This window comes from Nocardia jinanensis, assembly GCF_014645735.1.
In the GTDB taxonomy this organism is placed as follows: domain Bacteria; phylum Actinomycetota; class Actinomycetes; order Mycobacteriales; family Mycobacteriaceae; genus Nocardia; species Nocardia jinanensis.
This window is the reverse complement of record NZ_BMMH01000004.1, coordinates 76677-89384: the sequence shown is the minus strand read 5'-3', so window position 1 is coordinate 89384 and position 12708 is coordinate 76677. Positions and strand designations below refer to the sequence as shown.

The following is a 12708-nucleotide window of genomic DNA, read 5'->3' as shown; positions in this document are numbered from 1 at the left end:
CGACAACAGCGCGATGAGGGGAGGTGCCACGCCCGATGATCGCTGATACCCCGGTACTCGATCTGGACGACGCCGCAATGCTCGAGGCCGCCGATACCGGCGGTGCCCTCCGTTCGGCGGCGTCCGGTGGCGCCCAGGTGCGTGCCACCGCGGCAGCCGTGGCAGAAGGTGCGCTCACCCGGCTGGACGGTCTGCGGCCACGAAGTCTGCTGCTGGTGTCCGGTCCCGGCCGGGCGGGCCGGGCCGCTGCCCTGCTCGTCGCGGCACTCGGCGACCGGACCGGGCTGCCCCTGGTTCAAGTCACCACCGTGCCCTCCTGGGCGGGCCCGCTGGACGTGGTGCTGGTGGCCGGGGACGACGCCGGCGATCCACGGCTCATCGATGCGGCCGACCGGGCGTTGCGCCGCGGCGCGGAAGTGGTCGTGGCCGCCCCGGACGAAGGTCCGCTGCGTGCCGCCGTCGCCGGGCGCGCGGCTCTGCTGGCGCCCCGGGTCCCGGTACTCGACGAAAACCGGTTGCTGCGCTACCTCGGTGTCGGGATAGCGGTGCTGCGGGCTGTCGACGGACATCGCAGCGCCACATTCCTGCCCGAATTGGGCGAGCTCGCCGATGTTCTCGACACCGAGGCGCTGCGTGACGGTCCACAGCACGAGGTTTTCCACAATCCCGCCAAGAATCTGGCCGCGCGGACCCAGCAGCGCGGATTGATCCTCGCCGGGGACACCGGGGCCACCACCGAACTGGCGGTGCACGCGGCCGAGGTGTTGCTGCAATCGGCGGGCCGCACCGCGACCGCAGTGGAACTGGCTGTCGCGGTGACAGCGCTGCCGCGTCTGGTGAACGCCGCCACCGTAGCCGCTCCCGACTACGATCCCCTCTTCCACGACGAGCAGCTCGATGGACCGCCGCCGGTGGAGAAGAAGCGGATCTTCGTGTGCAGCGCGGATTCCGATATCGTGACGGCCCGCCGCAAGATCGCCGTCTTCGGTGGTGCCGGCGGCGGCACCGTCGATGCCGACCTGGTCACCGCGGATCTCGAATCGATCCAGGCCGATCCGGCGCGCGCCGGATCACCGGTCCCCGAGCCGGTTCCCGCGCCGATCGGCGGCGAACTGGAACGGCTCGCGGTACTCGCGCTGCGCTGGGAGATGGCGGCGGCTTATCTGCGGCTCGTCGGCGGGCGGACGATCGCGACGAGCGGTCCGGAAAGCTACGACGGGGGTCACTACTAGTGCACGAACTAGTGGGTGCACTGCGCTCGTACGCCTGGGGCTCCCGCACCGCGCTCGCCGAACTCTGCGGCCGCCCGGTTCCGTCGGCGCACCCGGAAGCGGAATTGTGGTTCGGTGCCCATCCGGCCGACCCCGCTCACCTCCGCACCGACAGCGGCACCCGCTCACTGCTGGAGGTGATTTCGCAGAATCCCGCCGAAGAACTCGGCGCGGCCGCCGAGCGTTTCGGCGACCGGCTGCCGTTCCTGCTGAAGATTCTGGCCGCCGAGGAACCGCTGTCGCTGCAGGCCCACCCGAGCGCCGAGCAGGCGCGGTCCGGGTTCGCCCGGGAGAACCGCACCGAGGTGCCGTTCGAATCACCGATGCGCAATTATCGCGACGACAGCCACAAGCCCGAACTGGTCGTGGCCCTGGAACGGTTCGAGGCGCTCGCCGGTTTCCGCGACCCGCTGCGCACCGTGAAGCTGTTCCGGGCCTTGGATATCGCCGAGCTGGCCCACTACACCGATCTACTCGCCGCACAACCCGATTCCGACGGCCTGCGCACCCTGTTCACCAGCTGGATCACCCTCCCGCCGACCGTGCTGGACACCCTGTTGCCGACCGTGCTGGACAGCTGCGTGCGCTATCTGTCCGGTTCCGAACGCGAATTCGCCGCCGAGGCCCGCACCACCCTGGAACTGGCCGAGGCCTACCCCGGTGACGCCGGAGTCCTGGCCGCGATGCTGCTGAACCGGATCACCCTGCAACCGGGCCAGGGCCTGTTCCTGGCCGCCGGTAACCTGCACGCCTACCTGCACGGCGTCGGCGTCGAGATCATGGCCAACTCCGACAATGTGCTGCGCGGTGGCCTCACACCCAAGCACGTCGATGTCCCGGAGTTGTTGAAAGTCCTCGATTTCGAACCCATCGACCTACCGCTGGTGCTCCCACAACCGGCGGGCGACGGTTCGGTCCGCTACCCCACTCCCGCCCCCGAATTCGCGCTGCGCCGCTTCGACCTGACCGCAGGTCCGGCTCTGGTACCCATGACCGACGCGGGCCCGGGAATCGTGCTGTGCACGGCCGGATCGGCCCGATTGCTGGACGGCGATTCCACGGTGTCGCTCAGCCGGGGCACGGCCGCCTGGATCTCGGCCGCCGACAAGGACATCTGCGCACAGGCACCCGACGGACCGGCCACTCTGTTCTGCGCCTGCGTCGGCGCGGTATGACCTCGAAGTACCGTCGGAGGGTTGGTCGAAACGTTGACGGCAGGGGTGATCGCCCGCTCCGGTCGGTCCACGGATCGGTCACGTGCGACCTGCTCGCGAAGACGAGAAGTGACTCCGCTCGCGAACATGGGGATGTGAACCACCCCCGAACCCGAGCATGCGAACCCACCCACAAACGCCAACACGCGAACCCACCCACAAAGGTGCTGTGTTTTCGGCGCGCTGGCGCGCGCGGGGGTTGAGGCCCTGAGTCTCGCCGTTCAGGCCTCGAGACTCGCGCTTCGCGCATGCGCTTCGAGGCCTGAACGGCGAGACGGCCTCAACCCTTTGAGGTGTCTCGTAAAACTCGACGCATGCGGTTGCGTCGGCATTCGGCGTCCGAGTCCTCTGTGTGCCTCCGCGTGAGTGCCCTCGGTGCTCCAGAGTCCCTCGGTGCTCCAGGGTGTGTCGGCGGCCAACCAGGGATCGGTGACCTCGAGCGCGCACGGTTTCCGGAACTTGCTCAGGTGACCCGCAAAACGCATCCACACACCTTCCGTCTACTCCGGATGGTCCACCTCCGTAGGCGGGGCCCGCCCCGGTTCTGGAGCGACGTAGCGAAGGAGCGCAGCGACTGAGCGAAGGAGTGAAGAACCGGGGTTAACAGGGCCCCGCCCCGCGGCGCCGAAGGCGCCGCAAACAAACACAGCATAGGCTGTTGCGCGGCTGTCGTATCGGAGCGGTGCGCGTGGTTCGGGCGTCGCAGTACAGGAGGGTGGCGGATGTCGGCTGGTGGAAGTAAGAGGGCGATTCTCGCCGCGTTGTCGGCGAACGCCGGGATCGCTGTCGCGAAGTTCGTGGGTGCCGCGATCACCGGGTCGGCGTCGATGCTGGCGGAGGGTGTGCACTCGGTCGCCGATACCGCCAATCAGGGGTTGTTGTTGTTCGGGCAGAATCGCGCCGAACAGCAGGCCGATGAGCTGCATCCGTTCGGATACGGCCGGAGCCGCTATTTCTATTCGTTCGTCGTGGCGCTGGTGTTGTTCACGCTGGGTTCGGTGTACGCCTTGTACGAGGGTGTGCACAAGGTCCAGCATCCCGAGGAGCTGAGTTCACCGATCGTTGCCGTGGTGATTCTGGTGATCGCCATCGTGCTGGAGACCTTCAGTTTCCGTACCGCGGTGAAGGAATCGGCGCCGTTGAAGGGGCGGGCGACCTGGTGGCAGTTCATCCGGAATTCGCGGAGCCCGGAGCTGCCGGTGGTGCTGCTGGAGGATACCGGCGCGCTGATCGGTCTGATCTTCGCGCTGGGAGGTGTGGGCCTCACCATGGTGACCGGTGATCCGGTGTGGGACGGTGTCGGCACGCTGGCGATCGGCGCGCTGCTGGGTGTTATCGCGATCGTGCTGATCATCGAGATGCACAGTCTGCTGATCGGCGAGGGCGCGACCGCCGCTGAGGACCGGGCGATTCGCGAGAACCTGGTGGACGGAACGACCATCGACCGTCTCATCCATATCAAGACCCAGTACATCGGGCCGGAAGAGTTGCTGGTGGCGGCGAAGGTCGCGGTGACGCCGGGGCTGGATATCGCGCAGATCGCGGCAGGTATCGATGCGGCGGAGAGCCGGGTGCGCGCGGCGGTGCCGGCGGCGCGGATCATCTACCTGGAGCCGGATCTGTATCGAGAGATCGCGCGCGAGGCCTAGTCTTCCGGGTTCGGCGCGGGGTTCGCGGTGAGCAGGCGGTAAGGGTCGGTGCGATTGCCGAATACCGTGCGCAACGCGTGGCGGGCGGCGTGGAAGCCGCTCATACCGTGGACCCCGCCGCCGGGTGGGGTGGCCGCAGAGCACAGGTAGACGCCCGGTACTCCGGTGCTGTACGGGTTCCAGCGCGGTACCGGGCGGAACACGGTCTGCGCCAGGGTCATCGCTCCGGCATTGATATCGCCGCCGACGTAGTTGGCGTTGTAGGCGGGCATTTCGGCGGCTGTACGGACGTGTTTCGCGAGGACGAGGTCGCGGAATCCGGGGGCGAATCGTTCGATCTGGGCGGTGACGAGTTCGCTGACGTCACGGTCGGAGCCGTGCGGGACGTGGGCGTAGGCGTACAGGGTGTGCTGTCCGGCGGGGGCGCGGGTCGGGTCGACGACTCCGGGCTGGATGACCAGGGTGAAGGGCCGGTCGGTGTGGATTCCGGCGGCCACGGCGTGTTCGGCGGCCATCGCTTCGGCCCGGCTGCCGACCAGGTGCAGGGTGCCGGACTCCGCGCATCCGGGCGCCTGCCACGGCACCGGACCCGACAACGCGAAGTCCACCTTGCAGGAGCCGCCGCCGTAGCGGTAGCGGTCGAGCCGGCGGCGGTATCCGGCCGGTAGACGGTCACCGGCGATCCGGACGAGTTCGGCGGGGGCGATATCGCAGAGGATCGCGCGGGCGGTCCGGAATTGTTCCAGCGAGTCCACCCGGTGCCCGGTGTGCAGGCGGCCGCCACGCCGGCGCAGATCGGCGGCGAGCGCGTCCATGATCGCCTGACTGCCCCCGCGCGGCACCGGCCAGCCGTCGGCGTGGGCGAGCGTGGCCAGCAGCAAGCCCGCGCCCACCGCGGGCAGCGTGCGGGGCGGGACGATGACGTGTTCGGCCACACCGGTGAACAACGCGGGCGCGACGCTCCCCCGGAACCGGACGTTCCACAGTGGGGAGCCCTGTTCGAGCATGCGCAGGCCGAACCGGATAGTGGCGGGGCTCAACGGGACGCGCCGCATATCCGACATCGCTGTCCGCACGACGCTCGGCCAGTCCCGGATCAGCGGGCCGAACAGTGATCGCCAGGCGTTGCCGTCGACGCCGAGGCCGTCCACAGTCCGCTCCAGATCTCGCCATGCCACGCCGGCGGTGCCGCCGTCGAGCGGATGTGCGTAGGAGCCCTCGGGTGTGAGCAGTTCGACCCCGTGCGCGGGCAGGTCGAAGGCCTGGAAGAAGGGCGAGGCCCACGCCATCGGATGCGCGCCGGCGCATTCGTCGTGCCGGAAACCGGGCAGGGTCGTCTCCGCGGTACGACAACCGCCGCCCAGGGTTTCCGCGGCTTCGTACACCTCGACATCGAGCCCTGCGGCGGCCATGGTGACCGCCGCCGCGAGGCCGTTGGGGCCGGAACCTACCACTACGACATCCGCCATCCTCCGATTCTGCCTCGCCGCGAGGATCAGGGTCGGACGGCCACCGCGTCCACCTCGAACAGCATGGTCGGCAGCGCCAGAGCTGCGACGCCGGTCAGCGTCCGGACCGGTGGCCGGTCTCCCCGGAAATGCCCGGTCCACCTGGCCGGCGACTGTGCCATCACCGCCCGGGATCAGCCGATGGGCTGCCGGGCACGGGCACGGGGACCCGTGTGGACGGGCAGTGCCTCGTAACCGTGCAGGGTGTACAGCTGCCGCCGGCGCGGCGGGCCGCTGAGCCGCAGATCGGGGAACTGTTCGAACAGGGCGCGCAGTGCGTGGGCCGCCTCCATCCGGGCCAGGCTGGCACCGAGGCAGGCGTGGATACCGCTGCTGAAGCCCAGGTGCTCCTTGGCATTGGCACGGGTGATATCGAAGCGGGCGGGGTCCGGGAACATGACCGGATCGCGGTTGGCACCCGCCAGCGACAACACCACGGTGGCGCCTTTGCGCACCCGGCGGCCCGCGAGTTCCATCTCGGCGTGCGCCACGCGGGCGGTGGTCTGCACCGGGGGATCGAATCGCAGGATCTCCTCGACCGCGCCCGGCCACAGTTCCGGCTCGACCCGCAACCGGGCCAGCTGGTCGGGATGTTCGAGTAGCAGCACGATGCCCTTGCCGATGAGGTTGACCGTGGTTTCGAAACCCGCGCCCATCAGCAAGGTCGCCGACGCGCAGAGTTCGTAGGTGGACAATTCGCCCTTGCCGACCAGGCTGCTGAGGATATCGTCGCCCGGTTCGGCGCGCAGCCGCTCGATATGGGCGAGCAGATAACGCTGCACCTCTTCCGAGGAGCGCATGGCACGTTCGTGGGCGTTCCAGGAAATCCCGAGATCCAGCAGCGGACTGATCGCGTCGCCCCACTGCAGGAACATCTCACGATCGCGGTCCGGGAATCCGAGCATCTCGGAGATGATGGCGATCGGCACCTGCGCGGCGAATTGCCCGACGAGATCGGCGGGCCCGTCATCGGGCAGCGCAGCGAGCAGTTCATCGGTGACCGTCACGACGCGATCGCGCAGGCGGCCGATGGCGCGTGGAGTGAACGCCGCCGCGACCGGTTTACGCATCCGGGTGTGTTCCGGCTGGTCGATCATCAGCATGGAGGGCGGATCGACCGGGTTGGCCGGGATCGGACGCCGGGCGAGCGCCCGGCGGGCGAACCCCGGCGGGCGGAGCAGCGCGGGCATACCCGCTCCGAACCGGTTGTCCCGCAGTATCTCCCGGACCAACGCGTGATCCATGGTGATCCAGACCGGCCCGGCCCGGTGCAATCCTCCCTCTCCACGCAGTTCCTCGATCAACGCATACGGGTTCGTGATTCCCTCCGGCCCGCCGTTGAGGCGGGCGAACAGATCCCCCCGGCGCAGCTGCGCCTTCTTCGCGACCCGGATCAGCCCGTGCTGATTCACCCAGCGGAAAATATATTCCGGCTTCATCCCACCCACTCCTGTCGTGCCGACGGCTTCCCTGCGCGACGTCGCGCCCGGCGATCCCGTGACGCGCGTGCGGCGGCCGTCGGCCCGGTTGTCTTCGACGTCCACCGGCACCGGAGGACCACCGCTACGAACGCTACGCACCGCACGGCGGCCCGGGAACCTGCCGGAGGCGGAACCCAGGACCTACCGTGGTAGGAGAAATCGTGTCAGAGGATGTGGGTGACCCGTTCGCTTTCCACGCGCCGATCCCGCAGCGCCGGATCGGGATCGGCCACCTGTACGAGGGAGGCGCCCGCGACGAGCACCGAGAGGTAGCCGTCGATCAATTCGGCCGGAGTGTCCCAGGTGGCGCTGGAGAGCACCCGATCGCCTTCCGAGAGACCCTGCCGCGCGGCCGATTTCCGGGCCTCGGTGAGCACCTCGGACACCGGCATACCGTCCAGGGCCGCACCGGTGCCGCCGGGCAGGAACTGATCGCCGTGCACCCGCACGGCGGTCGCGTAATCGGTGACCCCGATCGGCAGATCGCGGACCGGTCCGCCCATCGGGTCCAGTGAGAGCGCCGCCACCTCGGGCGCGTCCTCGGTCTCGCCCAGCCGCTCCGCGGCCGCGAACACCAGTTCCGCGTCGGGATCGGCGTGCAGGACCACTTCGGTTCCGGCCCACCAGCAGCCGAGCAGGACCGCCGCGGTCTGCCAGTGCGCGGGTAGCAGCACCGCGACCCGCGCGCCCGGGGTGAGCCCGAATTCGTCACGGATCAGGTTGCCGGTCTTGGCGGCCCAGTTGGCCAGGGTGAGCCCGGACAGCTCGATCCGGGCACCGGTCACATCGTCGTACCACGTCACACGGGGGCCCGTGGGGTCGCGTTCCAGAATCGGCTCGAGTACCGCTTCGGGGAGGGTCGTTGCCTGGTCTATGTCACGCATCGTCTGCTTTCGGCGCTCAATTCACACAGGTGGGTCCGTCTTCGGCCGCCGCGATAGGCGGCGCGGGCGGTACCGGGGTGGCCGAGGTCGACGTACTGCCGAAATCGATCACGTCTCCGCTACCGGATCCGGGGCCAGCGTAGCCGCTCGTCAGAACCACGTTCACCGCTCCCGTCGCGATCGAGGGATCCGATACGACGGGAAGCCCGCCCAGCGCGGCCGCGACCGCCTTCCCGCCCGGATCCGACGCCGAGGGCGCGCGCACCTGACTCTGCGACACCGACGACCCACCGGAATAGTTACCCACGGCCCCCTGGGTGTAACCCAGATCGATGAGTTCCTGGGCGACCGCGTTCGCCAACCCCGAGACGGTGCTCGAGTTGTAGACCGACACTTCGACATTCGACGGGTTGACGTTCGGCGTGGTGGTCTCGGTCGCGGGGCGGCTGGTGGGCTCTTCGCCGACCAGCGCCGCGACATACTCGTGCACTTCGTCGGGATCGACCCGGACCACCGATTCCCCGTTGGACGTGGTGCCGTTGAGATCAGCGACCGGAATGGTCTCGAAGGTCACCTCGCCGGCGGCGAGGTCCTGGAGCTGGTTCAGGAACCCGAGCAGATCCCAGCCCTCGTCGAGCACCACGGTGCGCCCCACCGCGTCGCTGAGCTCCCGCAAGCGGCTCGGATTGCTCAACGAATCGGCACTGACCACCTGATGGACCAGCTGGGCCATGAACACCTGCTGGCGCACGATCCGGTCCAGGTCGCCGCGTTCGAGATTGTGACGTTGCCGCACGAAGCTCAGCGCCTGGGGTCCGTCCAGTTTCTGCCGGCCGCTCGGGAAATACGCTCCCGACATCGGTTCGTCCACCGCATGACGCAGACAGACGTCCACGCCGCCGACCGCGTCGGTGAGCAGAACGAAGCCCAGGAGACTCACCTCGGCGTAGTGATCGACGGTGATACCGGTGAGTCCGGCCACCGATTCGATCAACGCCTGCCGCCCGCGCTGCGTCGACTGCGCCTCCGCGTCCTCCGCGGAGGCACCCTCGGCCAGCAGATCGTCCTGCACGGTCTGTTTGGTGATCCCGTACGCGGAATTGATCTTGCCCTTACCCATGCGCGGGATAGCGACGTAGGCGTCCCGCGGAATCGAGATGGCCGTGGCCGACCGGCCGTCGTTCGGAACGCGGACCAGCACGATGGTGTCGGTATTGGTGCCTATCTCGTCACCGGCGTGCAGCATGGCCCGCTCGGCATCGCTGAGCGGATTCCCCTTGGCGTCGGTCCGCGAATCCACGCCCACGAGCAGGATGTCCACCGCGCCGTCGGTATGCCCGCCCAGGCCCAGATCACTGATCCGCTCGATATTCGAGACCAAGGAATCCACACCGCGCCAGGCGAACCCGGTCGCGATCAGCACAATCAGAGCAACCGATGCGACCAGAACCCGCACCGGACTCCACAACGTCGGCTCCCCACGCTGCGCCACCTTCGACTTCCTCTCCCCTTACGGATCGGTCGAGGACCCCGACCCACTTCGCGTATGCCGCCGAAAACACCTTCCGCACCACGCAGGCTAACCAACAGCAGCCCGGGTGACCCCGATTCGGCGGCCGACGGCGTGCCAGACTGAGCCGGTGAGCGCCGCCGTACCGCCCGGAACCGAATCAGCCGACCGCCTCCTCGTCACCGGGGCGGGTGGCCAGGTAGGTGGTGAACTACTCCGGCTGATACCCGCTGTCCGCGCTTTCACCCGGTCCGAGCTCGACATCACCGATCGGGCAGCCGTGGAATCAGTGGTCCGCCCGGGCGATACCGTCCTCAATTGTGCCGCGTTCACCGCGGTCGACCTGGCCGAATCCGAACCCGCCGCCGCCTTCGCCGGAAACGAGACCGGCCCGGCGGTACTGGCGGCGGCCTGTGCCCGCGCCGGTGCCCGGCTCGTCCACGTCTCGACCGACTACGTTTTCCCGGGCACCGCGACCACTCCGTACGAACCGTCCGATCCCACCGGACCCACCACCGTGTACGGCCGCTCCAAACTCGCCGGGGAACGCGCGGTCCGCGGACTCTGCCCACGGTCCCACATCGTGCGGACGGCTTGGGTGTACTCCGGGACCGGCGGCGATTTCGTGGCCACCATGCGCCGGCTCGAGCGGGAACGCGACACCGTATCGGTGGTGAACGACCAGATCGGCTCTCCCACCTTCGCCGCCGATCTGGCCGCCGGTCTGCTCGAACTGGCCGCGAATCCCGCGGCGCCCGCTGTGCTGCACGCCACGAACGCGGGACGGGCCAGCTGGTTCGATCTGGCCCGTGCGGTGTTCACCGGGATCGGCGCCGATCCCGAACGCGTCCGGCCGTGCACCACCTCGGAATTCCCCCGGCCCGCCTCCCGGCCCGCATTCTCCGTACTGTCCGGCACCGCCTGGTGTGACGCCGGACTGACACCCTTGCGCCCGTGGGAATCCGCGCTGACCGAGGCACTGACCCGGGCCTCCCATTAGGGTGGTGCGCTGTGAGCGCTTCCGATAACCCGCACGACCGCCCACGTCTGGCAGTGGTCACGGTCACCTATTCGCCGGGCGAACATCTCGAGCATTTCATCAGCACCCTGACAACGGCCACCGCGGAGAAGCCGCAGGTCATTCTGGCCGACAACGGCTCCACCGACGGCGTCCCCGAACTAGTGGCAGACGCCAACGCCCATGTGCGTTTCCTACCGACGGGCGGCAATATCGGTTACGGCGGTGCCATCAACCGGGCCGTCGCCGAACTGGACCCCGATCTGGAATACGTACTGATCGCCAACCCGGATATCCGCTGGGGCAACGATTCCATCGACATCATGCTCGAGGCCGCCCAGCGCTGGCCCCGGGCCGGTGCCATCGGGCCGATGGTCCTCGAACCCGACGGCAGCGTCTACCCCTCCGCCCGGTCGGTCCCCGGGATCCTCGACGGCGCGGGTCACGCGATTCTCGGCGCCGTCTGGAAGACCAACCCCTGGACCCGCCGCTACCGCCAGGAGAACGAGGAGATCTCCGAACGCACCGTCGGCTGGCTGTCCGGTTCGTGCCTGCTGGTGCGGCGCGCGGCGTTCGACTCGATCGAGGGCTTCGATTCCCGCTACTTCATGTACATGGAGGATGTCGATTTCGGTGACCGGATGGGCCGGGCCGGCTGGCACAACGTCTTCGTCCCCGGCGCCGAGGTCACCCACGCCAAGGGACACGCCGCCGGCCGCCACCCCGAGACCATGCTGCCCGCCCACCACGCCAGCGCCTACCGCTTCCAGGCCGACCGGCATCCGCACTGGTGGCAGGCCCCGCTGCGCTGGGCGCTGAAGGCCGGACTTGCGGTGCGCTGCCGGATTGCGGTTCGATCCGCTCTGCGTGCACGGGAGCGGGAACTGGCCGGATAGACAACCACCGGTTCCGTGCCGGGTCGATGATCGAATGGGAACAAGGGAGCTCCATGGCATCACAAGCAGGCGCGGACGCGGTGATTCTGGTCGGCGGAAAGGGGACGCGGCTGCGGCCGCTCACCCTGTCGGCGCCCAAACCGATGCTCCCGACGGCCGGGGTACCGTTCCTGACCCATCTGCTGACCCGGATCGCCGGCGCCGGCCTGACCCATGTGGTGCTGGGCACCTCCTACAAGGCCGAGGTCTTCGAGGAGCACTTCGGCGACGGTGCCGACCTCGGTCTGGAGATCGAGTACGTCACCGAGACCGAACCGCTGGGCACCGGCGGCGGTATCCGCAATGTGCTGTCCCGGCTCACCGCGGAGAACGTCATGGTGTTCAACGGTGACGTCCTCGGCGGTACCGATCTGCGGTCCATCCTGGAGACCCACGAGAAGACCGCGGCCGACGTCACCCTGCACCTGGTACGGGTCAGCGACCCGCGCGCCTTCGGCTGCGTACCGACCGACGCCGACGGCCGCGTCACTGCCTTCCTGGAGAAGACCCAGGACCCGCCGACCGACCAGATCAACGCCGGTTGCTATGTCTTCCGGCGCGAGTACATCGAAAAGATCCCGGCCGGGCGCCCGGTGTCGGTGGAACGCGAAGTGTTCCCCGCCCTGCTGACCGAAGGCGCCCGCGTCCAGGGACACGTCGACACCTCGTACTGGCGGGATATGGGTACCCCCGAGGACTTCGTCCGCGGCTCCGCCGACCTCGTGCGCGGTATCGCCCCCTCCCCCGCTCTCCCCGGCCAGCGCGGCGAATCCCTCGTACACGAAGGCGCCGGTATCGCACCCGGAGCACTGCTCATCGGCGGTACGGTCGTCGGCCGCGGTGCGGAAGTCGGCGCCGGCGCCCGACTCGACGGCGCGATCCTGTTCGACGGCGCCAAGGTGGAGGCCGGGGCCACAGTCGAACGATCCATCATCGGCTTCGGCGCCCGTATCGGCCCCCGCGCGCTGGTCCGCGACGGCGTGATCGGCGACGGCGCCAGTATCGGTGCCCGCTGCGAACTGCTGCGCGGTGCCCGGGTATGGCCCGGGGTGGAGATCCCCGACGGCGGTATCCGTTTCTCCACCGACGTGTAGCTGTGTTTATTGGCGGCGCCTTCGGCGCCGCGGGGCGGAGCCCTATCAACCCCGGTTCTTCACTCCTTCGCTCAGTCGCTGCGCTCCTTCGCTACGTCGCTCCAGAACCGGGGCGGGCCCCGCCGAGGGATGTCGGCCGCTGGA

The 12708-nt window shown here is 68.8% G+C and carries 11 protein-coding genes; 6 read left to right on the top strand and 5 right to left on the bottom strand.

All coding sequences use genetic code 11. The features are described 5' to 3' along the window. Positions 1 to 35 precede the first annotated feature (35 nt). The 3 genes from IEY68_RS11605 to IEY68_RS11595 all read left to right on the top strand — a co-directional run bounded on the left by IEY68_RS11605 (position 36) and on the right by IEY68_RS11595 (position 4134). Positions 36 to 1232: a hypothetical protein gene (locus IEY68_RS11605; protein ID WP_058854450.1), complete on the top strand. Its 1197-nt coding sequence runs from the start codon at positions 36 to 38 to the stop codon at positions 1230 to 1232. Next, positions 1232 to 2446, top strand: coding sequence for a mannose-6-phosphate isomerase, class I (gene manA, locus IEY68_RS11600; RefSeq protein ID WP_058854451.1), 1215 nt, complete (start codon positions 1232 to 1234; stop codon positions 2444 to 2446). Before IEY68_RS11605 ends, manA begins: the two co-directional genes overlap by 1 nt. A gap of 761 nt (positions 2447 to 3207) precedes the next feature. Continuing rightward, complete coding sequence (locus tag IEY68_RS11595; protein ID WP_058854452.1) at positions 3208 to 4134, top strand: cation diffusion facilitator family transporter; 927 nt, start codon at positions 3208 to 3210, stop codon at positions 4132 to 4134. Here IEY68_RS11595 and IEY68_RS11590 read toward each other — a convergent pair. From IEY68_RS11590 to IEY68_RS11570, 5 genes are all read right to left on the bottom strand, one after another. Further along, positions 4131 to 5603 carry a phytoene desaturase family protein gene (locus IEY68_RS11590; RefSeq protein WP_058854453.1) on the bottom strand — a complete coding sequence of 491 codons (1473 nt, stop codon included), beginning with the start codon at positions 5601 to 5603 and terminating at the stop codon, positions 4131 to 4133. The two genes, IEY68_RS11595 and IEY68_RS11590, sit on opposite strands and share 4 nt — an antisense overlap. Positions 5604 to 5629: 26 nt before the next feature. Continuing rightward, the gene (locus tag IEY68_RS11585) at positions 5630 to 5764 is read right to left on the bottom strand and encodes a RidA family protein (protein WP_229718730.1); all 135 of its coding nucleotides are present in this window, start codon (positions 5762 to 5764) and stop codon (positions 5630 to 5632) included. A 12-nt stretch (positions 5765 to 5776) separates the two neighbouring features. Continuing rightward, the gene (locus IEY68_RS11580; RefSeq protein ID WP_058854528.1) at positions 5777 to 7081 is read right to left on the bottom strand and encodes a cytochrome P450; all 1305 of its coding nucleotides are present in this window, start codon (positions 7079 to 7081) and stop codon (positions 5777 to 5779) included. A gap of 206 nt (positions 7082 to 7287) precedes the next feature. Next, on the bottom strand, positions 7288 to 8007 hold the full coding sequence (locus IEY68_RS11575) for a TIGR03089 family protein (RefSeq protein ID WP_189094219.1): 720 nt from the start codon (positions 8005 to 8007) through the stop codon (positions 7288 to 7290). Between the two features lie 16 nt (positions 8008 to 8023). Further along, positions 8024 to 9499 (bottom strand): LCP family protein, encoded by a 1476-nt coding sequence (locus tag IEY68_RS11570; RefSeq protein WP_058854454.1) that lies wholly within the window; start codon positions 9497 to 9499, stop codon positions 8024 to 8026. Between the two features lie 148 nt (positions 9500 to 9647). On the opposite strand from IEY68_RS11570, the gene rfbD reads away from it, so the two are divergent. Genes rfbD through manB form a run of 3 tightly spaced genes read left to right on the top strand, consistent with a single transcriptional unit; the run spans position 9648 to position 12564 of the window. After that, on the top strand, positions 9648 to 10517 hold the full coding sequence (gene rfbD, locus IEY68_RS11565) for a dTDP-4-dehydrorhamnose reductase (protein WP_058854455.1): 870 nt from the start codon (positions 9648 to 9650) through the stop codon (positions 10515 to 10517). An 11-nt stretch (positions 10518 to 10528) separates the two neighbouring features. Continuing rightward, a complete protein-coding gene (locus tag IEY68_RS11560) occupies positions 10529 to 11431 on the top strand; it encodes a glycosyltransferase family 2 protein (RefSeq protein WP_058854456.1) in 903 nt (300 codons plus the stop codon). Between the two features lie 53 nt (positions 11432 to 11484). Next, on the top strand, positions 11485 to 12564 hold the full coding sequence (manB, locus tag IEY68_RS11555) for a mannose-1-phosphate guanylyltransferase (RefSeq protein WP_058854457.1): 1080 nt from the start codon (positions 11485 to 11487) through the stop codon (positions 12562 to 12564). Positions 12565 to 12708: the final 144 nt, after the last annotated feature.